This window comes from Angustibacter luteus, assembly GCF_039541115.1.
GTDB classification, from domain to species: domain Bacteria; phylum Actinomycetota; class Actinomycetes; order Actinomycetales; family Angustibacteraceae; genus Angustibacter; species Angustibacter luteus.
In genome coordinates this window covers 319,442-340,593 of the sequence record NZ_BAABFP010000008.1, presented here as the reverse complement: position 1 = coordinate 340,593, position 21,152 = coordinate 319,442, and the positions used below count along the sequence as shown (strand labels likewise).

Sequence of the window (21,152 nt, the reverse complement as noted above, 5' to 3'; positions counted from 1 at the left end):
GGATGCCCGGGCGTCGGGCTGCGGTAGCCCCGGGTCCCAACTGAAGCCGCTACGAGCGGCCGCGCGCCGTGAGGCGCTCCCAGCCCGACGCCCACCCCAAACCCCAGAAGTCACCATCCGCCCCACCGGTCTCCGCCGGTCTCCATCGTGCGATCGCGCCCTGATCACGCCAGAGTGAGGTGATCATGCAGATTCGCCCCATCACCTCCCCGCAGGGACGACGCGTCGCGCGCCGGGTCGGCATCGGCCTGCTCGCGCTGTTCGGCTTCCTGGTCGGCGCCGCGGTCGCCCCCGCCGCGCATGCCCAGATCGGCCCGCTGACCGTCGACGTCCACGTCCGGCCCAGCCTGACCCCCGGCGCCACCGTGGACCTGCCCCCGGTGGGCTCCGTGCAGTTCCCCACCCACTCGACGCCGCTGCAGGTCCAGGCGTCCATCCGCGCGGTGGACCTCGACCAGGCCCGCGCGCTGATCGACAACCCGGCCCGGCTGACGAAGCTGACCGAGCAGGCACCGGACGACGTCCGCTGGGCCGCCGCTCGCGCACTCGGCTGGTCGCTCCTGTTCGGTTTCGCCGGCGCCGCGCTGCTCAGCTACCTGGCCACCCGCAGCCGGCGGGGGGTCGCGCTCGGCATGGCGGTGGTCACCGGCGCCACGGCGGTGCTGGCCGCCGCGACGGCGCTCACGTTCGACAGCGCGCAGCTCGCCCAGCCCCGGTTCACCGGCCTGCTCAGCAGCGCGCCGTACGTGCAGCGGCGGACGTCGACCCTGGCCGAGCGGCTGGAGTCCTACCGGTCGGGCCTGTCCGACTTCGTGCAGTCGGTGACGACCCTGTACGCGGTCGGCCAGCAGCTGCCCCGACCCGGCGGCGGGCTCAGCGGCGACGTGACGACCGTGCTGCACATCAGCGACCTGCACCTGAACCCCATCGGCTTCGACCTCGCCGACCGCTTGGTGGACCAGTTCGGTGTCGAGCTGGTGGTCGACTCGGGCGACCTGAGCACCTGGGGGACGCCGATGGAGGAGGGCTTCGTGAACCGGGTCGGCTCGCTGAAGGTGCCGTACGTGTTCGTCCGCGGCAACCACGACAGCCAGACCATCGCGGACGCCGTGGCCCGGCAGAAGAACGCGACCGTGCTCGACGGCGACGTCACCAGCCTGCTCGGGCTGCGCATCGCGGGCGTCGCCGACCCGCGGGACCTGCCCGCCGAAGGCAGCAAGGACGACGTCGGCAAGGACGAGGTCGCGGCGTCCGTGCAGCGGCTGGCGGGCGTCGTCGACGGCTACGACGCCGCGCACCCGGACGAGCCCGTGCAGGTCGCCGTGGTGCACGACCCGACCCGGTTGGACGCGCTGCGCGGCAAGGTGCCGCTCATCTTGTCCGGGCACATGCACAAGCGGGACGTCACGTACGCCGACGGCACCCGCACCATGGTCGAGGGCTCCACCGGCGGCGCCGGCCTGACCGCCGACGGGCTCCGCCGGCTCAGCGAGGGCGACCCGGTGCCGCTCGAGGCGACGCTCCTCTACTTCGCCAAGTCGGGGCCGGACGCCGGGCGCCTGCTGGCGTACGACGCGGTCACGGTCGGTGGGCTCGGCCTCACCTCCGTGAGCATCGACCGCACCCTCGTCCCGCGCGACGAGGTGAACCCGCCGACCCCCACGCCGACCCCGTCACCCACCTCCCCGTCGCCGTCCGGAAGCGACTCGCCGAGCGGAGGGTAATGACTTGGTCAAGTCCGGCGAAATCGCGGAGTTCGTGCGTAGGCTGGTCGAAGGCCAAGGCCCAGGGAGGAGCCATGACCGACACGGAGGACGCCCTGCGCGACGCTCCGCTGGATGACGAGATCACCCTCGTCGGTGATCTGGTGGTGGCCGCCACCTCTCACGACGGCCCCCTCAGCCAAGCGGAGATCGACCACGCCCTCGGGTTGGACTGACCGCTAGAGGTCCCGGCGTCGCAGCAGCGCGCCGGAGATCACGACGAACACGCCAGTGATCACCCCGAGGTAGAGCAGCGCGTGCAGGTTCGAGACGTGCACGTAGCGGGCCACGTACTCGCCGCGGTCGAGCGTCTCGCCGAACTGGAAGCGCTGGCCCCGGGGCACCAGGAACGCCGTGATGTTCTCGACGACCAGCCACCGCGGCCACCCTCGGTCGTAGAACAGCACGCGGACCGCGTTCTCCACGACCACGAACCAGCCGAGCAGCACGCCGAGCAGTCCCGCCGTGTGCCGGGTCAGCATCGCGATCGACGCGGCCAGCACCGCCGCGAGGACGACGACCAGCACCCCGCGGCCCTGCAGGGAGAGCAGGTCTCGCCAGAAGTGCTGCTCGGGGATGCCCCAACCGTTCGGGTCGAACGGCGGCGACGTCCAGGTACCGCGCAGGCTCGCCGTGAGCGCGCCCAGGCCGAGCGCGATGGCCTGCGTCACGACGGCCACGACGGCCATGAACAGCCCGATGGCGAGCAGTCGGGTGCCGAACAGTCGCAGCCGGCGCGGCTCCCAGGTGATCAGGGTGACCATCGCCCGGCTGGACCAGTCGGCGCCCACCGCGGTCGCGCCGATCATGGCCCCCACCAGCGCACCCACGATGGCGACGCCGATCGCGATGGCCGGCAGCCCCGTGGCCGCCACGAACCGCGGGTCGTCCACGTACACGAAGTCGTCGATCGTCTGCCCGTCCGGCCCGCAGGCGCCACTCTCCTTGTCCGAGTCCGAGATCGTCGGATCGGCCATGCACTGGGTGCGGTACTCCTGCGACGACGCGAGGTCCCGCTGGGCCCGCTGCATCGCCTCGGCCCGCGCCCCGGCGATGTCCTGGCTGTGCGTCACGAACACCAGCGTCAGGGCCGCCAGCAGTGCCAGCACGCCCAGTGCCACGAAGGTGATCACCAGTCGCCGGCGGCGCAGCCGGCCCAGCTCGGCGCGCAGCAGGTGGCCGCGGCCCGTCGCCGCGCGCGGGCGGGGCGACGTCAGTGGGTCCGTCGGATCCAGCGGATCCGTCGGGTCGGCGACCGTGCCCACACCGCCGTTCGTGCCGCTCACGCCGCTGCTCCGGCGTCGTCCCCGAGGCCCTGGCCGCGAGTGATCTCCAGGAAGGCGCTCTCCAGGTCGGCCGCGACCGGCGTCAGCTCACGGGCCCACAGCCCGCGCTCGCCGAGCAGCCGGTTCAGCTGGGCGGGGTCGACCGGCCCGGTCGAGTCGGCAGCGTCGGGGCGCGAGACCTGCAGCCGGCCGTCCGGACCGGGGTGGACGTCGTACCCCGCCTCCGCCAGCACGGTGCTCGCAGCCGCGGTGTCGGCGTCCGTCATGACGACGGTGACCGCCCCACTGGCGTGCGCGGCGAGCACGTCGCGCACCGGCCCCTGCACCAGGCAGCGCCCGCGGGACAGGATCGCCACCGTGTCGCAGACCTGCTGCACCTCGCCGAGCAGGTGCGACGACAGGAACACCGTGTGCCCGTCCGCGCCGAGCGCGCGCACCAGGTCGCGCATCTCCTTCATCCCGGCCGGGTCGAGGCCGTTGCTCGGCTCGTCCAGGATGAGCAGGCGCGGGTCCTTGAGCAGGGCCGCCGCGATGCCGAGCCGCTGGCGCATGCCCAGCGAGTAGCCCTTGACCCGCTCGTCCGCCCGCTCGTGCAGCGCGACGCGCTCCAGCACCTCGTCGACCCGGGTGTCCGGCACGCCGACGGACTGCGCGAGCAGCCGCAGCTGGACGCGCCCGCTCAGCCCGGGAAGGAAGAGCGGGTTCTCCACCAGCGCACCCACGTGACCGACCACCAGGGGCAGCTCGCGCGGGACGACGCGTCCGAAGATCCGGGCGGTGCCGCCGTCCGCCGCGGCGAGCCCGAGCAGGACCCGGATCGTGGTCGTCTTGCCCGACCCGTTGGGCCCCAGGAAGCCGTGCACGCCGCCGGCGTCCACGGTCAGGTCCAGGCCGTCGAGGGCAGGGGTGGTGCTCCGGCCGCGCCGTCGGTAGCTCTTGCGAAGTCCCTGGATCTCGATCGCAGCGGCGCTCACAGGCCCCCCTCGTCGGTGTGTGGTCGGCCACATCATGGCCTAAACGAGGGCAGCGGGACGGCGTGTTGTCCCGTCTGGGCGGGCGTGGCGGACCACCAGGTGACAGGGAGGCCCCCGGAGCACCTACCATCGTCCCTGGCCGCTGTTCGCGGTCAGTCGCCCGCGCTGATCCGTGGGGCGTGTCCCCCCCGTTCCTTGACCGCCGATCTGCCCGGAGAAGCAACGTGAGATTCAGTCTCTCCCCGAAGGACACCAGCTTCTACGACCTGTTCTCCGACCAGTCGCAGCACCTGGTCAAGGGCAGCGCGCTGCTCACCCAGGTGCTCGGCGCGGACACCTCGGCCCGCGAGGACCTGGCCCGGCAGATGAAGGACGCCGAGCACGCCGCCGACGAGTCGACCCACGAGATCATGCGCAAGGTGAACTCCTCGTTCATCACGCCGTTCGACCGCGAGGACATCTACTCGCTGGCCTCGAACCTGGACGACTGCATGGACCACATGGAGTCCGCGGTCGACCGCATCGTGCTGTACCAGATCGGCCAGCTCCCGGCGGGCGTCGCCAGCCAGGTCGAGGTGCTGGTCCGGATGTCCGAGCTGACCGCCGAGGCGATGCCCCGGCTGCGCTCGATGAAGGACCTCGCGGAGTACTGGATCGAGATCAACCGGCTCGAGAACCAGGGCGACCAGGTGTACCGCCGCCTGCTCGCCGAGCTGTTCGACGGTGACCTCAAGGCCACCGCCATCCTGAAGCTGAAGGACGTCGTCGAGGGCCTCGAGCACGCCATCGACGCCTTCGAGACGGTGGCGCACACGGTCGAGAGCATCGCGGTCAAGGAGTCCTGACCCTCGTGGACCTGCTCCCGATCATCGCGGTCATCACGCTTGCCATGGTGTTCAACTACACCAACGGGTTCCATGACTCGGCCAACGCGATCGCGACCTCGATCTCGACCCGGGCCCTGACCCCCCGGGTGGCGCTGGGCATGGCGGCGGTGGCCAACTTCGTCGGTGCGTTCGCCGGTCAGAGGGTCGCCGACACCGTCGGCAAGGGCATCATCGACCCGCCGTCCGGCTCGACCGGACTGGCGATCTGCGCCGCCGCGCTGATCGGCGCGATCGGCTGGAACCTGCTGACCTGGTGGTTCGGCCTGCCGTCCTCGTCCTCGCACGCGCTGATCGGTGGCCTGGTGGGCGCCGCGCTCGCCGGCTCGGCGACCGTGCTGTGGTCCGGCGTCTGGGACAAGGTCGTCATCCCGATGATCCTGTCGCCCTTCGTCGGCCTCATCGGTGGCTACATCCTGATGCTGGTCATCCTGTGGCTGTTCCGGCGGTCGAACCCGGGCAAGACCGCTCGTGGCTTCCGGTCGGCGCAGACCGTCTCAGCGGCCGCGATGGCGTTCGGCCACGGGCTGCAGGACGCCTCGAAGACCGCCGGTGTCGTCGTCCTCGCCCTGACGGTCGGCGGGTACCACACCGGCTCCGGAATCCCGCCCTGGGTGCTGCTGATCTCGGCGACGGTGATCAGCCTCGGCACCTACTCCGGCGGCTGGCGGATCATGCGCACCCTGGGACGGCGCATCATCCACCTCGACCCGCCGCAGGGTTTCGCCGCCGAGACCACGGCGGCCTCGATCCTGTGGATCGCCGGTCGCGTGTTCGGTGCGCCCATCTCGACGACGCACGTCATCACGACCGCGATCATGGGCGTCGGCGCGACCAAGCGGCTCTCCGCCGTCCGCTGGGGTGTGGCCACGAACATCGTCACCGCCTGGGTGCTGACCATGCCCGGCGCCGGCATCGTCGCCGCCGTGAGCTACTTCGTGATCCACCTCTTCATGTAACCCCCAGCACCCACGCTTCCGCCGCTCAGGCCGGTTTCCGCCGCTCGGGCCGGTGAGCCGTGCCCCAAACGCGGGTTGGGTGGCGGAGGCTGCAGGGATCTGCCCTCTCGACCGTGCCGGTGAACGCGGCCCGGCTGGCCGTGCGCTTGGCGGCCTCGACCCTCCCGGCAAGCCGATCCGGGTGTCGCACCGCCTCGGAGGTCCCCCAGCGGACGACGGTGACCCCGAGCGAGCGCAGCTCCAGCTCGCGCTCCATCTGGGCGGCCATGGTCGACCGCACGCTGCGGACGACGTCCCCGGTGCTCGGGGCGTCACCGGCCTCGGACAGGTACTTGGCCCGACCGTCGGCCTCGAGGGCAATGGCGTGCTCGTCCAGCCAGCCGTCCACTCGCGCCACGAACCGGCCGGTGGCGTCGCGGATCGTCACCTGGGGCTCGGGATGGAGGCCGCGATGGGCCAGCCGTACGAACGAGTAGCTCTCCAGGTAGGACTCGCGACGCGGGTCGACCAGCTCCAAGCCGTGCCTGCCGTTGGCCAGGTACGGCCACGGCTCCTGCCGGTCGAGCACCTCGCGGACGGCTTCGATGCTGCTGTCGCCCATCCGGATCGCCGCGTCCATGATCGCCACGGCGTCCTCCTGCCGGAGGTGCCGGAGGCAGTCGGCCAGCGTTCGCGCCGGGCTGGTGAGCGCGATGGTGTGGTGGTCGTCGCCGATGCGGATCGTCCTGTGGCGGACGTCGAGTTGCGGCAAGGTGGCGATCTGGACGACGAGCGACGCGCGCCGGCGGCCGGACCTCGCCAGGTCGGGGCTGGTCACCGTCGCCGGCCCGGAACCGTTGAAGGGGAGTGGCCAGCCCCAGGCCGCCGCTGCCGACAAGTGGCTCCCGACGTCCGGTGCACCCCGGTAGCGCAGGGTGGCGACTAGCGAGACGAGGTGGCGAGCGCGAGATCCCAGCTCATGAAATCGCGTCGCCTCGGCGTACCACCCCCGACGCAGGGCGAGCCACTGGCCGGTGCGGACCCGGTGGCAGACCTGGTGGCGGGTCCAGCCGCGTGCCAGGGCTTGCTCGCGGCTGAAGGGCATCGGCAGCTCACGTGACTCAGGCATAGCCCCAGCCTGGCCGTCGAGCGCGTCGATCCGAGACCGTCGTCCACAGGGCCTCCGCCACCCAAGCCGGTCTACGGACTCCGAAACCGGCCTGGGCGGCGGAAACCGGACTGAGTGGCGGAAGCGGGGGGGGGCGTGGGGGTTAGCCGAAGCGGCCGGAGATGTAGTCCTCGGTGGCGCGCTCGACGGGGTTGCTGAAGATCTTCGTGGTGTCGCCGATCTCGATGAGCCGGCCGGGCTTGCCGGTCGCCGCGAGGTTGAAGAAGGCGGTCCGGTCCGAGACCCGCGCAGCCTGCTGCATGTTGTGCGTGACGATGACGATCGTGTACCGCGACTTCAGCTGGCTGATCAGGTCCTCGATCGCCAGCGTCGAGATCGGGTCGAGCGCGGAGCACGGCTCGTCCATCAGCAGCACCTGCGGCTCGACCGCGATGGCCCGGGCGATGCACAGCCGCTGCTGCTGACCGCCCGAGAGCCCCGCGCCCGGCTTGGCGAGCCGGTCCTTGACCTCGGTCCACAGGTTCGCGGCGCGCAGCGACTTCTCGACGACCTCCGAGACCCGGGCCTTGTTCTTCACGCCGTTCAGCTTCAGGCCCGCGGCGACGTTGTCGAAGATCGACATCGTCGGGAACGGGTTCGGTCGCTGGAACACCATGCCCACCGTGCGGCGCACGGCGACCGGGTCGACCTCGCCCCCGTACAGGTCACGGTCGTCCAGCCGGATCGACCCCTCGACGCGGGCGCCCGGGATCACCTCGTGCATCCGGTTCAGGGTCCGCAGGAAGGTCGACTTGCCGCAGCCGGACGGCCCGATGAACGCCGTCACCGATCGCGGCTCGACGGTCATCGTGACGTCCTCGACCGCCTTGAAACCGCCGTAGTAGGCGTTCAGGTCCTTGACGTCGATGCGCTTGGCCATAGTGGCTCCAGACTCCGTTGTGACTACTGCTTGACGGCACCGAGGCGAGCCACGATCCGCCCGGCGATACTGAGGACGAGGATCAGGAGCACCAGGGTGAGCGCGGCGGCCCAGACCCGGTCCAGCGCGGGCTGGAGCACCTCGGTGCGGTCCTGGTTGATCATGGTCGGCAGTGCGGCCATGAACCCGTTGAAAAGGTCGGTGTTGATGGACTTCGCGTACGGCCCGAGGATCAGCAGCGGCGCGGTCTCGCCCATCACCCGGGCCAGGCCGAGCAGGACGCCGGTGACGATGCCGCTGAAGGCCGTCGGCAGGACGACCAGCACGATCGTGCGCCACTTCGGCACCCCGAGGGCGTAGGACGCCTCGCGCAGCTCGTTCGGGACGAGCTTGAGCATCTCCTCGGTGGACCGGACGACGACCGGCACCATCAGCAGCACCAGGGCCAGCGAGACGGCGAACGCGACCCGGTTCAGCCCGAGCGTGGTGACCCAGAGGGCGTAGATGAACAGGGCGGCGACGATCGACGGGATGCCGGTGAGGATGTCCACCATGAAGCTGACCACGCGCGCGAGCTTCCCGCGGCCGTACTCCACCAGGTAGACGGCGGTCAGGACGCCGATCGGCACCGAGATGATCGCGGTGACCAGTGCCTGCAGCAAGGTGCCGACGATCGCGTGGTACGCGCCGCCGCCGACCCGCCGAGCCGTGATCCCCTGCTGGGAGTTGGTCCACCAGTGGACGTCGAGCAGCAGGTGGAAGCCCTTGCTCACCACGGTGAACAGGATCCATGCCAGCGGGACGATGGCGATCAGGAAGCAGGCCACCACGATCACGGTGGCGGCGGCGTTGCGCACCTGCCGCCCGCGCGAACGGTGCGTCAGCTGGTCGTCCCCGACCTCGGCGGTCGGCGGGTCGGCCGTCAGGATGCTCATTCGGTGAACGCCTTCCTGCGCTCGATGACCACTCGAGCGATCGCGTTGACGATGAACGTCAGGATGAACAGGACCAGGCCGGCGGCAATGAACGCACCGGCCTTCTGCGGGCTGTCGAACTCGGCCGCGTTGTTGGCGATGCGGCTCGCGAAGGTCTCGCCGCCGTTGAACAGCGACCACGACCACGACGTCCCACCGGCCAGGCTGCTGACGATGATCGTGACGGCGATGGTCTCGCCCAGCGCCCGACCGAGGCCGAGCATGGCGGCGGAGATGACTCCCGGACGCCCGAACGGCAGGACGGCGGTCCGGATGACCTCCCACTTGGTGGCCCCCAGGGCGAGCGCCGCTTCCTTGTGCGCGTTCGGGGTCTGGGCGAACACCTCGCGGGACAGCGCGGTGACGATCGGCAGGATCATGATCGCCAGCACGATCGAGGCGAGGAAGATGGTGCCGGCCGAGTTGATGGTGGTGTCCGACGAGAACAGCGGGAACCAGCCGAACGCGGTCTCGATCCAACCCTGGGCGTGCAGCACGTAGGGTCCGAGGATCTTGATGCCCCACAGGCCGAAGATGATCGACGGCACCGCGGCGAGCAGGTCGACCAGCGCGGCGAACGGGCTGGCCAGGCGCCTGGGGGCGTACTGCGTGAGGAAGAGCGCGACCCCGATCGCGATCGGCACCGCGATGATCATCGCCACCGTCGCGACGATCACGGTGACCCAGAGCAGGTCGGCGATGCCGAACCGCAGGGTCGGCCCGTCCACGTCCCAGACCCGGGAGGTGAGGAAGTTGGCGTGGTTGTCGGCCAGCGACGGGACGGCCTGGCTGACCAGGAAGACGCCGACCAGCGTGACCATGGCGATGATCAGCAGGCCGGACCCGCGGGCGGCGCCGGCGAAGAGCCGGTCACCCAGGCGCCCGGTGGACGCGCCGTCGCCGGGCCCGGACGAGGCCGGGTCGTGCGGGTCGCCGTCCCCGAGCAGGTCAGCCGGTGGTGTCGCTACGGACATCGCAGCCTCTCGTCATCGTTGCCCCCGAAGGGAAACCAGCCGCCTCTCCCGTGTTCCCGGCACGGGAGAGGCGGCTTGGCACCGGCGTTGGGTCAGCTGATCGCGGCGACGGCCGCGGTCACCTTGGACTGCAGGTCGCTGGGCAGCGGCGCGTAGCCGAGGTCCGGCAGGGTGCCCTGGAACTCGGTGCCCGAGAAGTGCGTCAGGAAGGACTTCAGGAGCGCGGTCTGGCCGGCCTCCAGGCCCTTGCTGCAGACGACCTCGTAGGTGACCAGGATGACCGGGTAGGCGCCGGGCTCCTTGGTCGCGTAGTCCAGCTTGAGGGCCAGGTCGTTACCGGTCCCCACCTGGGTCGCGGTCGCCACGGACTTGGACACCGTGTCGGCGGTGAGCTCGACCGGGCCGCCGCCGTTGTCGACCTGCGCGACGCCGAGCTTGGCGTCCTTCGCGTACGACCACTCGACGTAGGTGATGCCGCCGTCGGTGTTGCTCACACCGTCGGTGACGCCGGCCGACTTCTCCTTGCCCTCGCCCTTGCCGGTCCACTTCTTGCCCGGGTCGGCGGTCCAGGCGGACGGCGCAGCGGCGTGCAGCCACTTGGTGAAGTTCTCGGTGGTGCCGGACTCGTCGGAGCGGAAGAACACCTTGATGGCGGTCGACGGCAGCTTCGCGTCCGGGTTGACCTTGGCGATCGCCGGGTCGTTCCAGGTGGTGATCTTGCCGCTGAAGATGTTGGCCGCGAGCTCGGGCGTCACGACCAGCTTGTCGACGCCGTCGAGCTTGTAGGCGACGGCGATCGGGCCGGTGACCATGGGCAGGTTCCAGGCCGGGTTGCCCTGGCAGCGCTTGGCCGCGTCGGCCGGCTCGCCCTTGTCGGCGTTGAGGGCGGAGTCGGAGCCGGCGAAGTCGACCTGGGCGGCGATGAACTGCTTGATGCCCGCGCCGGAGCCGGTCGGGTTGTAGTTGACCTTGGCCGCCGAGCACGTGTCACCGAAGGAGGCGATGGCCTCGTCGATCGCGTTCTTCTGCGCCGAGGAGCCTTCGCCGTTCAGCGTGCCGGAGGGGCACGAGCTGGACGAGGCAGCCCCCGCGGCGTCGTTGCTGTTGTTGTCGGAGCCGCAGGCCGTCAGGGCCAGGGCGCCGACGAGCGCCACGCCGGCGAACCGGCCCACTCGCTTGATCGTCACAGTGTCGTCCGTCTTTCGTGTGAGGTCGCGACGTGGCAGGGCGCCGCGTCGCTACGGACGCTAAGCAGGCTGAGTGAAGCGATGGCCGGACCCAGGTGAACGGGGGGTGAACGCCTGCGGGCGGGTCGTCGTCCGGCACCGGGCCCTGCGGCGAGCGCCAGGTGAACGAGCTGAGTCAGTACGTGTCGTGCCGTTCCACGGCGACGACCCGGGCGTCCTCGCCCTGACCGCTCACGTGTGCCACCAGGACCTCACCCTTGACCAGGCCGGGGCCCGCGGACTCGCGCAGCGCGGCGGCCACCCGCTCGGACGCCGACCGCTCCGCGAGGGCCCCGAGCACGGTCGGCAGCACCGGGCGGTGCGTGCACAGCGCGGCCGGCTCACCCTTGGCCAGCAGCTTGGCCACGACCCTCACGGCGCCCCCGGCGTCGGCGGCGAACCCTTCCTCGCTGAGAGCGTGCCGGCCGCGTAGCCGGCCACCGGTCGCCCGCGCGTACGGCGCCAGCGTCGCCGCGCAGCGCTCGGCGTCCGAGGTCACCAGCCGTTGCACCTGGTAGGCGGACAGCAACGGGATCAGCTCGCTCGCGCGCTCGCGACCAGCCTCGTCGAGCGGGCGCTGGACGTCGTCCTGCTTCCACCGACGACGCGACACGCTGCTCGCGTGCCGGACGACGAGCAGCGGCCGGGCGTCGATGGTGCCATGGGCGTCGGCCTCGATCAGCGCGTCGAGCTGCACCTGGTCGCGCCGGTAGTGCAGGCGACCGCGGGCCTGGTCGGCGGGTAGCCAGCGCACCTCGTCCACCTCGTCGGTCAGGTGCCCGCCGCTGGCCACCACCTGCGCGGCCCAGTACTGCACGACCTTGCGCCGGTAGGGGCGGCTGGTGCCGACCTCGTACCGGGCCAGCGGCAGGGGGATGCCCAGGCGGGCGTGCAGGCCGGTCTCCTCCAGCACCTCGCGGACCGCGGCCTCCGCCCAGGACTCACCCGGGTCCAGCTTCCCCTTCGGCCACGACCAGTCGTCGTACTTGGGCCGGTGCACGACGGCGACCTCGAGCCCCTTGCCGCGCCCGCGCCAGAGCAGCGCACCGGCGGCCCGCACGGTGCCGTCGTCCACCGGTGCGGGCAGGGCGACCACCTGCGCGGTCACCGGCAGCCTCGGGGCGTGGTCGGCCTCATGGACCGATGGTGGCACCGGTGCTCGGTATGCTCCACAACCTGTCCGCAAAGCGGACCGGTACGACCACCCCAGGGAGAGGACGTCGCATGCTGCTCGAGGGCAAGAAGCTGCTCGTGACCGGAGTGCTGACCGACTCCTCGATCGCGTTCCACGTGGCCCGCCTGGCCCAGGAGCAGGGCGCGGAGGTCGTGCTCACCTCGTTCGGCCGCACGATGAAGATCACCCAGGTGATCGCTCGCCGGCTGCCCGCGGCCGCGCCGGTGCTCGAGCTCGACGTCACCGACACCGACCACCTGGCGTCGCTGGCCGAGCGGGTCGGCGAGCACACCGACCGGCTGAACGGCGTGGTGCACTCGATCGGTTTCGCGCCGGCCGGGGCGTTCAACTTCCTCGAGGCCGGCTGGGACGACGTCGCGACCGCGCTGCACACCTCGGCGTACTCGCTCAAGGCGCTGGCGGTCGCGACGCAGCCGCTGCTGCAGCGTGGGTCGTCCATCGTGGGGCTGACGTTCGACGGCTCCTACGCCTGGCCGGTCTACGACTGGATGGGCGTGTCCAAGGCCGCCTTCGAGGCGGTGAACCGCTACTGCGCCAGGGATCTCGGGCCGCTGGGCGTGCGCGCCAACCTGGTCAGCGCCGGCCCGATCCGGACCACTGCCGCCAAGTCCATCCCGGGCTTCCAGGCGTTCGAGGACACCTGGGGTGCGCGGGCGCCGCTGGGCTGGGACGTCAACGACCCGGTACCGGCCGCTCAGGCCTGCGTGGCGCTGCTGTCCGACTGGTTCCCGGCCACCACGGGCGAGATCGTGCACGTCGACGGCGGCGTGCACGCCATGGGGCAGTAGGGACTTCGGCGTCGAGGGGCCGGCCGTCGGCCGCACTAGTGCCGGCGGGCCTTGCGCCGCTGCCGGCCGAGCCGCTCCGCCACGACGGTCTGCAGGTCCTGCAACGCCACCCCGTGCTCGTCCAGGTGGCGCCTGGTCCACCCGCCGTCCGCGCCGAGGTGGAAGGACGACGTCTCGTCGCTCATGGCGGTGTCGAGCAGGGTGCGCAGCTCGGCCACGTGCACCGGGTTCTCCAGGCGGACCAGCGCCTCGACGCGCCGGTCCAGGTTGCGGTGCATCATGTCCGCGCTGCCGATCCAGCAGGCCGTCTCGGTCGGCTCGCGGTCGGCCGGGCCGAACATGAAGACCCGCGAGTGCTCCAGGAACCGGCCCAGCACGCTGCGCACCCGGATGTTCTCGCTCAGGCCGGGCACGCCCGGCCGGATCGCGCAGATGCCGCGCACCAGGACGTCGACGGACACGCCCGCACCGGAGGCCCGGTACAGCGCGTCGATGATGGACTCGTCCACGATCGAGTTCATCTTCAGGGCGATGGACGCGGGGTGCCCGGCGTCGGCGTGCGCGATCTCGTTGTCGATCTGCTCGATCAGCCCGCTGCGCAACGACCGCGGCGCGACCAGCAGCCGCTTGAACCGGGTGCGCGGCGCGTAGCCGGACAGCTGGTTGAACAGCCGAGTCAGGTCCTCGCCGACCTTCGGGTCGGTGGTGAGCAGGCCGAGGTCCTCGTACAGGCGCGCGGTCTTCGGGTTGTAGTTGCCGGTTCCGATGTGGCAGTAGCGACGTAGCCCGTCGGCCTCCTGCCGGACGACGAGTGCCAGCTTGGCGTGCGTCTTGAGCCCGACGATGCCGTAGACGACGTGCACGCCGGCCTGCTCGAGCTTGCGCGCCCAGCTGATGTTCGCCTGCTCGTCGAAGCGCGCCTTGATCTCGACGATCGCCAGCACCTGCTTGCCCGCCTCGGCCGCGTCGATCAACGCGTCCACGATGGGCGAGTCACCGCTGGTGCGGTAGAGCGTCTGCTTGATGGCCAGCACCCGCGGATCGGCGGCGGCCTGCTCCAGGAACGCCTGCACCGACGTCGAGAACGAGTCGTACGGGTGGTGCAGCAGCACGTCGTGCATCCGCATCGCGGCCAGGATGTCGCCCGGCTTGCTGGTCTCGATGCCCTCGGTGAGGTCCCGGTGCGTGCCGGCCACGAACGAGGGGTAGCGCAGCTCGCTGCGGGCCAGGTCGGCGACCAGGTTCAGGCCGGTCAGGTCCAGCGGGGCGGGCAGGCGGTAGACCTCGCTCGCGGAGACCCCGAGCTCGCGGACCAGCAGGTCCATCACGTGGTCGTCGACGTCGTCGTCCACCTCCAACCGCACCGGCGGCCCGAACCGGCGACGCATGAGCTCCTTCTCGAGTGCCTGCAGCAGGTTCTCGGCGTCGTCCTCCTCGACCTCGAGGTCCTCGTTGCGGGTGACCCGGAAGCTGTGGTGGGTCATCACGTCCATGCCCGGGAACAGCTGGTCCAGGTGCGCGGCGATGATGTCCTCGAGCGGCACGAACCGAGACTTGTACGGGTCGGCGAGGGCGGGCTCGACCCCGGCGGCCGAGCCGCCGACGTCCTCGACGGCGATGAACCGGGGGAGCAGCGGCGGCACCTTGACCCGCGCGAAGTGCTCCTTGAACGTCTTGGTGTTGCGGACCACCACCGCCAGGTTCAGCGACAGCCCGGAGATGTAGGGGAACGGGTGCGCCGGGTCGACGGCCAGCGGCGTCAGCACCGGGAAGATCTGCTCGCGGAACATCTCCTGCAGGCGCTCCTGCTCGAGGGTGCTCAGCTCGTCCCAGCGCACGACGGTGATGCCCTCGCTGGCCAGCGCCGGGCGGACGTCGTCCTGGAACACCCGGGCGTGCCGCTGCATGAGCTCCTGGGCGAGCGAGCTGATCTGCTCCAGCACCTCGCGCGGCTCGAGGCCGGCGGCCGAGCGGACCGCGATGCCGGTGGCGATGCGACGCTTGAGGCCGGCCACCCGGACCATGAAGAACTCGTCCAGGTTGCTGGCGAAGATGGCCAGGAAGCGGGCGCGCTCGAGCAGCGGGAGCGTCGGGTCCTCGGCGAGCTGCAGCACGCGCTCGTTGAACTGCAGCCAGCTGGTCTCCCGGTCCAGGAAACGCTCGGGGTCCTGCTCGGCGGGCTGCTGCCGGCCGGCGGGCTCGATCGCGACGGTCATGCCCTGATCGTGCCACCGCTTCGTGAACGGTGGGTAGCGCGCGTCCGACGGGCGGTCAGCAACCGGGTCAGGGCTGGTCGGTGAGCGCGGCGGACGGCAGCGGCCGCGAGTACTGGACGTCGACGGCCGCGCGGGTGAACCCCAGGCGCGAGTAGGTGCGCACGGCGGCCTCGTTGTCCCCGTCGACGTACAGCATCACCTGGGTCAGCCCCTGGGAGCGCAGGTGGCGCAGCCCGGCGACGGTCAGCACCGCGCCCAGCCCGTGCCCCTGGTGCGCGGGCGACACCCCGACGACGTACACCTCGCCGATCCGATCGTGGCCGTGCCGGGCCGCCGGGTCGGACCCGTGCACCTTCGTCCAGTGGAAGCCCGCCAGGTCGCCGTCCGGGCCGTCCAGCAGCAGGAAGCCGGCGGGGTCGAACCAGTCCTCGGCCATCCGGAAGGCCAGGTCCTGCGCCGTCCACCGGCCCTGCTCGGGGTGGTGCGCGAAGGCCGCGGCGTTGACCGCCAGCCAGGCCTCGTCGTCCGCGCCGGGCCGGAACGCGCGCAGCGTGTAGCCGGGCGGCGGGTCGAGGGCGGGGACGTCCTGGCGCAGCGAGCGGCGCATCTGCCAGAGCTTGCGCACGGACACGTAGCCGAGCGACTCGGCCAGCGCCCGCGCCCCGGCCTGCTGCCCGTGCGCCCACAGCCGCAGCCGGCCGTCCGGGGACAGCTCCTGCAGGTGGCCCACCATCAGCCGGCCGACGCCGTGCCCGCGCAGGTCGGGGTGCACGACCACCTCGGCGCTCGCGCCGTCCACCGCGTCGGTGGGGTCGAGGTGCCCGTAGCCGGCCAGCCGCTCGGCGCCCCCCTCGGCCGGGGTCGCGAAGACCAGCAGGTGCCGGTCCGCGCCGGGCGCCGTCGACGGCAGGTGCAGCATGACGTGCTCGCTGAGCGGGTGCAGGCCGTCGGCCTCGGTCGCGGCGGCGACCAGTGCGGTGACCGCCGACAGGTCGTCGGGGGCGAGCCTCTCGAGCACCTCGAGACGGACGTCGAACTCGGACGTCGGGTCGCTGGGCAAGTCGGTCGGCGGGTCGGTGGGCGGGTCGGTCGGCACGGGCTGAGCCTAGGGCGCGACCCGTCCGGGTGCCGATTGGCACCTGTTGGCCACCCGACGTACTGCTTTCGTGACATCTGCCGTCTGTCGGACGTTCCCGACTGACGTTACGGTGCCGGACAAGTTGGAGGATCCACCCCGTCCGACGATCCGATCCACTCAGGGAGTGTCATGTCATCGCGTCGCCACCTGCGGCTCGCGCAGGCCCTGGCCGTCACCTCGGCCGCCGCGCTCGCCGTCACGATGTCGCCGTCCACCGCCCTCGCCGGCGGTCACGGCAAGCCACCGAAGCCGCCCAAGCCCACCACGGCCCAGATCCAGCTGCTCTCGTTCAACGACTTCCACGGCAACCTGGAGGCGCCGGCGGGCTCGAGCGGGGTGATCACCACGGGGTACACGGAGACGCAGAACGCGACGACCGGCGCCTTCCAGGCGACGGCCACGAACGTCCCGGCCGGTGGCGTCGAGTACCTGGCCACCCACCTCAAGCAGGCTCGCGCGGGGCACAAGGATTCGCTCACCGTTGCCGCGGGTGACCTGATCGGCGCCTCGCCGCTGCTGTCCGCCGCCTTCCACGACGAGCCGACGGTCGAGGCGATGAACTCCCTCGGCCTGGACGTCACCTCGGTGGGCAACCACGAGTTCGACGAGGGCTACAAGGAGCTGCAGCGGATCGCCAAGGGCGGCTGCATCGACGACGGCCCGGGCGGCGCGAACAACCAGAACTCCTGCGCCGCGCACACGTTCACCGGCGCGAAGTACCCGATCCTGGCGGCCAACGTGCGCTACACCGGCACGCTGAAGCGGATCCTGCCGCCGTACTGGATCAAGACGTTCAAGGACGGCGCCAAGGTCGCGTTCATCGGCATGACCCTGAAGGACACCCCGTCGATCGTGACCAAGTCCGGCATCGCGGGGCTCACCTTCGACGACGAGGCGACCACCGCCAACCTGCTGGTGCCCGAGCTGAAGAAGAAGGGCGTCAAGGCGATCGTGGTGCTGGTGCACCAGGGCGGCACGCCCGCGGTCACCACGTACACCGCCGAGCACGGCACCTACAACGTCGCACCGCCGTACGACGCGACCTGCTCCACGGAGACCAAGAACGGCGTCAAGGGCGCCCAGCTGACCGGGGACAGCGCGATCCTGGACATCTCCCGCCGGCTGGACCCGCAGATCGACATGGTGATCTCGGGCCATACGCACCAGCCGTACATCTGCTCCCAGGCTGACCCGGACGGCAACCAGCGGCTCATCACGAGCGCGTCGTCCTTCGGTCGGCTGTACACCGAGACGGAGCTGACGTACGACCTGAAGAAGAACGACATCGTCCGCTCGTCGGTCGAGGGCTCGAACATGATCGTGACCCGCGACGTCGCCAAGGACGCCGCGCAGACCGCTCTGATCAGCACGTACAACACGCTGGTCGCGCCCATCAAGAGCAAGGTCATCGGGCAGGTCGCGGGTGGCGTCACGCTGCCGAAGACCGGCGCGGACGTCGAGACCTCGCTCGGGCGGCTGATCGCCGACGCGCAGAAGAACGACGCGTCGACCGTGAGCAACGGCGTGGCACCGCAGATCGCGTTCATGAACCCGGGTGGCATCCGGGCCGACCTGGTGCCGCTGGCCAACGGTGACGTGAACTTCGGCGCCGCGTTCACGGTGCAGCCGTTCAACAACTACGTCGTGTCGATGGACCTGACGGGCGCGCAGATCTACGCGCTGCTCGAGCAGCAGTGGTCGGGCGCGAACGCCCCGGCCGTGAAGATCCTGCAGGTCAGCGAGGGCTTCACGTACTCCTACAGCGCGTCGGCGCCGGCCGGCTCGAAGGTCGTGCCGGGCAGCGTCGCGCTGGACGGGACACCGATCGCCATGGGCACGACGTACCGCGTCGCGGCGAACTCGTTCCTGTCCGACGGCGGGGACAACTTCGCCTCGTTCGCGGGCGGCACGAACAAGCTGATCGGTGGGCTCGACATCGACGCCTTCGCGAACTACCTGACGGCGCACTCGCCGTACGCGCCGATCGAGACGGACCGGATCACCCAGGTCCCGTAACGCCACCCACGCTTCCGCCGCTCAGGCCGCTTTCCGCCGCCCGGGCCGGGTTTCCTCCCCAGGAACCGGCTCGGGTGGCGGAAACCGGACTGGGTGGCGGAAGCGTGTCGTGCGGGTGGGGTCACGCAGGGGGGCAGGCGGGGGCGTCAGGCGGGGGAGGGGACGTCGGCCCCGACGCGGGACTCGACGCCGTCGCGGCCCGGGGGGACGAACCGGTACCCCACGTTGCGCACGGTGCCGATCTGCTGCTCGAACTCGGGGCCGAGCTTGGCGCGCAACCGGCGCACGTGGACGTCGACGGTCCGGGTGCCTCCGTAGTAGTCGTAGCCCCAGACCTCCTGCAGCAGCTGGGCCCGGGTGAAGACCCGGCCCGGGTGCTGCGCGAGGTACTTCAGCAGCTCGAACTCCTTGTACGTCAGGTCCAGTGAGCGCCCGCGCACCTTGGCGGAGTACGTCGTCTCGTCGATCACCACGTCGCCGGCGCGGATCTCGGGCGCCAGGTCGTGGTCGGTCTCGGCGACCATCAGGGACCGCCCGATCGCCAGCCGCAGCCGGGCCTCGACCTCGGCCGGCCCGGCGCTGACCAGGATCACGTCGTCCGCGCCCCACTCGGCGCTCACGGCCGCCAGGCCGCCCTCGGTGACCACCAGCAGCAGCGGCACCGACAGGCCGGTGGTGCGCATCAGGCGGCACAGCGAGCGGGCCGGGGCGAGGTCGCGGCGGGCGTCGACGAGCACGGCGTCCGTGGGCGGGGTCTCGACCAGCGCGGACGCCTCGGCGGGCAGCACGCGGATCTGGTGGGCCAGCAGCCCCAGGGCGGGGACGACCTCAGCGCTGGGCGCGAGGTCGTTGGTCAGCAGCAGCAGTCTCGCCACGAGTCAGGCCCTCCTTCCGGCGTCGGATCGGGCCGGCGATGCCATCGTGCAGTGCTGATGCCATCGTGCAGTGGTGCTGTAAGACTGACGGCGCCCGCGCGACCCTTGGGGTCGGGCGACGATGGCCGACTGGCTCAGGATAGGGCACGGCGTCCCAGCCGGTGGAGTCTCGTCCCGCGGGGTGAGACGTTGAGCACGGGCGTGTGCTGGCCGAAACGAGCACGACACGGAGGGAGCGGGCGGCGTGGCCGAGGTGACGGTGCGGTATTGGGCGGGCGCCCGGGACGCCGCGGGCACGGACGACGAGCGGCTCGTCGCGGCGTCCGTCCGGGAGGTCGTCGCCGCGTTGTGCGCGCGGCCCGGGCCGCTGGCCGAGGTGGTGCGCCGCAGCTCCGTGCTCGTGGACGGCCAGGTCGTGCGCGACGACCGGACGCTGGTGGACGGGCAGACCGTCGAGGTGCTGCCCCCGTTCGCCGGTGGATGAGGCGTCCGTGCGCCCCCCGGCGACCTGGCAGGATGACGCCGTGACCGGCACCGACGACGCCACCGGCGAGCGCGACATCGTGCCCAGCCTGCCTGCGACGCCGACCGGCGCGATCCGGTACTGGACGGCGGGGATGAGCACCGTCCTCGCCGGGCTGCTCGCCCTCGGTGCCTACGCCGGCTCCGTGGGGCTGGTCGTCGCCGCGCTGGTCACCGTGGGCCTGCTGGCCTGGGGGTGGCCGGCTCTGGTGGACCTGCCGTCCCCGCGCGGCACCACGACGGTGCTGGCGCTGGCTGGCACCGCCGCCGTGCTGTCGGTGGCCCTGGCGGACGCCGAGCCGCGGCTCGAGTGGCTCGCGCTGGCGCTCGCCGGTGCGGTCGTGGCGGAGTTCGTCCACCAGCTGCTGCGTAGGGACGGTCGACCCCGGCTGGTCGAGTCCGTGTCCGGCACCATCGCGGGCGTGGTCGTGCTGGGCTCGGTCAGCGCCGTGCTCGCCCTGGTGGACGCACCGGCCGGCGCGGCGGGTGTGCTGACCTGGGCCGTCTGCGTGGCGGTGGCCCTGCTCGTGCTGCTGGCGCCGGTGTCGTCGCGGTTGATCATGGGGCTCGCGATGGTGGTGGCCGCGGCCGTCGGTGCCCTGCTGGGCACCGCGCTGGACGACGGCACCGCCCTCGCTGGGGCCGTCTGCGGCGGCCTCTGCGCGGCCGTCGCCCTGGTGCTGCACCGCCTGCTCTCGGTGCTCCCGGCGGCCGGACGCGCCCCCGGCTGGCTCGCCCTGTCGGCGGCACCGCTCGCGTCGTCCGGGATGGTCGCCTACGTCGTGCTGCGCCTGGCCCTGGGCTGAGCGTTTCTGCGGCTGGCCCGCCTGCGGCAGCAGCGGGAGGCACTACGCTCGGGCCGTGCTGCTAGCCGCCTGGGTCCGGATGAACGGTGGCCTGTGGACCTTCCGCGCCCGGCTCGTGGGCCGGAACCGCCGTACCCCGTGGGGCCGCCTGCAGACGGCCATCTACAAGCGGTACCTGGAGCAGCTGGGCGGGTACATCTCGCTGCTGGCGGAGTTCGCCGACGAGCCGAGGTTCCCGCACAAGCCGGCCGGCGTCTTCATCGCCCCGTACGCGCGGATCGGCAGCCGCGCAGTGATCTACCAGCACGTGACCATCGGCAAGAACGACTTCCCTGGGCACCCCCGGGCCGGCGCGCCGACGATCGGCGACGACGTGTACATCGGCGCCGGTGCGAAGATCATCGGCCGGATCACGATCGGCGACGGTGCGCGGATCGGCGCCGGCGCCGTCATCGTCAAGGACGTCCCTGCGGGGGCGACGGCCACGGCGGCCGAGGCGGTCATTCGCGAACCCCGGGCCTGAGCCGGC

20 protein-coding genes are annotated in these 21,152 nt (G+C 71.6%); 9 read left to right on the top strand and 11 right to left on the bottom strand.

From position 1 onward, the window contains the following. Positions 1-185: 185 nt before the first annotated feature. Positions 186-1,724, top strand: a complete 1,539-nt coding sequence (locus ABEB17_RS18640) for a metallophosphoesterase family protein (protein ID WP_345718252.1) — start codon at positions 186-188, stop codon at positions 1,722-1,724. A gap of 74 nt (positions 1,725-1,798) precedes the next feature. Continuing rightward, positions 1,799-1,939 (top strand): hypothetical protein, encoded by a 141-nt coding sequence (locus ABEB17_RS18635; RefSeq protein ID WP_345718251.1) that lies wholly within the window; start codon positions 1,799-1,801, stop codon positions 1,937-1,939. Between the two features lie 3 nt (positions 1,940-1,942). On the opposite strand, the gene ABEB17_RS18630 is transcribed toward ABEB17_RS18635, so the two are convergent. Together ABEB17_RS18630 and ABEB17_RS18625 are read right to left on the bottom strand one after the other, a co-directional pair. Beyond that, a complete protein-coding gene (locus ABEB17_RS18630; RefSeq protein ID WP_345718250.1) occupies positions 1,943-3,049 on the bottom strand; it encodes a hypothetical protein in 1,107 nt (368 codons plus the stop codon). After that, on the bottom strand, positions 3,046-4,023 hold the full coding sequence (locus tag ABEB17_RS18625; protein ID WP_345718249.1) for an ABC transporter ATP-binding protein: 978 nt from the start codon (positions 4,021-4,023) through the stop codon (positions 3,046-3,048). Before ABEB17_RS18625 ends, ABEB17_RS18630 begins: the two co-directional genes overlap by 4 nt. A 224-nt stretch (positions 4,024-4,247) precedes the next feature. Here ABEB17_RS18625 and ABEB17_RS18620 point away from each other — a divergent pair, with 224 nt between their 5' ends. Continuing rightward, a complete protein-coding gene (locus ABEB17_RS18620; protein WP_345718248.1) occupies positions 4,248-4,868 on the top strand; it encodes a DUF47 domain-containing protein in 621 nt (206 codons plus the stop codon). A 44-nt stretch (positions 4,869-4,912) separates the two neighbouring features. After that, entirely contained in the window at positions 4,913-5,866 is a 954-nt protein-coding gene (locus tag ABEB17_RS18615) for an inorganic phosphate transporter (RefSeq protein WP_378227028.1), read from the top strand. A 25-nt stretch (positions 5,867-5,891) separates the two neighbouring features. Here ABEB17_RS18615 and ABEB17_RS18610 read toward each other — a convergent pair whose 3' ends face one another. The 6 genes from ABEB17_RS18610 to ABEB17_RS18585 all read right to left on the bottom strand — a co-directional run bounded on the left by ABEB17_RS18610 (position 5,892) and on the right by ABEB17_RS18585 (position 12,175). Then, positions 5,892-6,974, bottom strand: a complete 1,083-nt coding sequence (locus ABEB17_RS18610; RefSeq protein ID WP_345718246.1) for a hypothetical protein — start codon at positions 6,972-6,974, stop codon at positions 5,892-5,894. Positions 6,975-7,116: 142 nt separating this feature from the next. Further along, a complete protein-coding gene (pstB, locus tag ABEB17_RS18605) occupies positions 7,117-7,893 on the bottom strand; it encodes a phosphate ABC transporter ATP-binding protein PstB (protein WP_345718245.1) in 777 nt (258 codons plus the stop codon). Positions 7,894-7,916: 23 nt separating this feature from the next. Next, positions 7,917-8,828 (bottom strand): phosphate ABC transporter permease PstA, encoded by a 912-nt coding sequence (gene pstA / locus ABEB17_RS18600; RefSeq protein WP_345718244.1) that lies wholly within the window; start codon positions 8,826-8,828, stop codon positions 7,917-7,919. Then, the gene (gene pstC, locus ABEB17_RS18595) at positions 8,825-9,841 is read right to left on the bottom strand and encodes a phosphate ABC transporter permease subunit PstC (protein WP_345718243.1); all 1,017 of its coding nucleotides are present in this window, start codon (positions 9,839-9,841) and stop codon (positions 8,825-8,827) included. The genes pstA and pstC overlap by 4 nt, the downstream gene beginning before the upstream one ends. Positions 9,842-9,933: 92 nt before the next feature. After that, positions 9,934-11,028, bottom strand: coding sequence for a phosphate ABC transporter substrate-binding protein PstS (gene pstS, locus ABEB17_RS18590; protein ID WP_345718242.1), 1,095 nt, complete (start codon positions 11,026-11,028; stop codon positions 9,934-9,936). 175 nt (positions 11,029-11,203) lie between these two features. Continuing rightward, positions 11,204-12,175: an NUDIX hydrolase gene (locus tag ABEB17_RS18585; RefSeq protein ID WP_345718241.1), complete on the bottom strand. Its 972-nt coding sequence runs from the start codon at positions 12,173-12,175 to the stop codon at positions 11,204-11,206. A 116-nt stretch (positions 12,176-12,291) separates the two neighbouring features. On the opposite strand from ABEB17_RS18585, the gene fabI reads away from it, so the two are divergent. Then, positions 12,292-13,050 carry an enoyl-ACP reductase FabI gene (gene fabI / locus ABEB17_RS18580; RefSeq protein WP_345718240.1) on the top strand — a complete coding sequence of 253 codons (759 nt, stop codon included), beginning with the start codon at positions 12,292-12,294 and terminating at the stop codon, positions 13,048-13,050. A 35-nt stretch (positions 13,051-13,085) separates the two neighbouring features. Here the strand turns inward: fabI and ABEB17_RS18575 are convergent, their stop codons facing one another. Both ABEB17_RS18575 and mshD read right to left on the bottom strand, forming a co-directional pair. Next, complete coding sequence (locus tag ABEB17_RS18575) at positions 13,086-15,266, bottom strand: RNA degradosome polyphosphate kinase (RefSeq protein ID WP_345718239.1); 2,181 nt, start codon at positions 15,264-15,266, stop codon at positions 13,086-13,088. Between the two features lie 67 nt (positions 15,267-15,333). Next, positions 15,334-16,326 carry a mycothiol synthase gene (gene mshD / locus ABEB17_RS18570; RefSeq protein ID WP_345718500.1) on the bottom strand — a complete coding sequence of 331 codons (993 nt, stop codon included), beginning with the start codon at positions 16,324-16,326 and terminating at the stop codon, positions 15,334-15,336. Between the two features lie 207 nt (positions 16,327-16,533). Here mshD and ABEB17_RS18565 point away from each other — a divergent pair, with 207 nt between their 5' ends. Beyond that, a complete protein-coding gene (locus ABEB17_RS18565) occupies positions 16,534-18,420 on the top strand; it encodes a bifunctional metallophosphatase/5'-nucleotidase (RefSeq protein ID WP_345718238.1) in 1,887 nt (628 codons plus the stop codon). Between the two features lie 146 nt (positions 18,421-18,566). On the opposite strand, the gene ABEB17_RS18560 is transcribed toward ABEB17_RS18565, so the two are convergent. Further along, positions 18,567-19,295: a winged helix-turn-helix transcriptional regulator gene (locus ABEB17_RS18560; RefSeq protein ID WP_345718237.1), complete on the bottom strand. Its 729-nt coding sequence runs from the start codon at positions 19,293-19,295 to the stop codon at positions 18,567-18,569. A 244-nt stretch (positions 19,296-19,539) separates the two neighbouring features. Between ABEB17_RS18560 and ABEB17_RS18555 the strand changes: the two genes are divergently transcribed. Genes ABEB17_RS18555 through ABEB17_RS18545 form a run of 3 tightly spaced genes read left to right on the top strand, consistent with a single transcriptional unit; the run spans position 19,540 to position 21,146 of the window. Next, entirely contained in the window at positions 19,540-19,779 is a 240-nt protein-coding gene (locus tag ABEB17_RS18555) for a MoaD/ThiS family protein (RefSeq protein ID WP_345718236.1), read from the top strand. Positions 19,780-19,819: 40 nt separating this feature from the next. Continuing rightward, on the top strand, positions 19,820-20,623 hold the full coding sequence (locus tag ABEB17_RS18550) for a hypothetical protein (RefSeq protein WP_345718235.1): 804 nt from the start codon (positions 19,820-19,822) through the stop codon (positions 20,621-20,623). A 55-nt stretch (positions 20,624-20,678) separates the two neighbouring features. Next, positions 20,679-21,146, top strand: a complete 468-nt coding sequence (locus ABEB17_RS18545) for a DapH/DapD/GlmU-related protein (RefSeq protein WP_345718234.1) — start codon at positions 20,679-20,681, stop codon at positions 21,144-21,146. Positions 21,147-21,152: the final 6 nt, after the last annotated feature.

Excerpts from the sequence above, each read along its gene's own strand:
- ABEB17_RS18640 (WP_345718252.1), top strand. The coding sequence starts at position 186 with ATGCAGATTCGCCCCATCACCTCCCCGCAGGGACGACGCGTCGCGCGC.
- ABEB17_RS18635 (WP_345718251.1), top strand. The coding sequence starts at position 1,799 with ATGACCGACACGGAGGACGCCCTGCGCGACGCTCCGCTGGATGACGAG.
- ABEB17_RS18615 (WP_378227028.1), top strand. The coding sequence starts at position 4,913 with ATGGTGTTCAACTACACCAACGGGTTCCATGACTCGGCCAACGCGATC.
- ABEB17_RS18610 (WP_345718246.1), bottom strand. The coding sequence starts at position 6,974 with ATGCCTGAGTCACGTGAGCTGCCGATGCCCTTCAGCCGCGAGCAAGCC.
- pstB (WP_345718245.1), bottom strand. The coding sequence starts at position 7,893 with ATGGCCAAGCGCATCGACGTCAAGGACCTGAACGCCTACTACGGCGGT.
- pstA (WP_345718244.1), bottom strand. The coding sequence starts at position 8,828 with ATGAGCATCCTGACGGCCGACCCGCCGACCGCCGAGGTCGGGGACGAC.
- pstC (WP_345718243.1), bottom strand. The coding sequence starts at position 9,841 with ATGTCCGTAGCGACACCACCGGCTGACCTGCTCGGGGACGGCGACCCG.
- fabI (WP_345718240.1), top strand. The coding sequence starts at position 12,292 with ATGCTGCTCGAGGGCAAGAAGCTGCTCGTGACCGGAGTGCTGACCGAC.
- ABEB17_RS18575 (WP_345718239.1), bottom strand. The coding sequence starts at position 15,266 with ATGACCGTCGCGATCGAGCCCGCCGGCCGGCAGCAGCCCGCCGAGCAG.
- ABEB17_RS18565 (WP_345718238.1), top strand. The coding sequence starts at position 16,534 with ATGTCATCGCGTCGCCACCTGCGGCTCGCGCAGGCCCTGGCCGTCACC.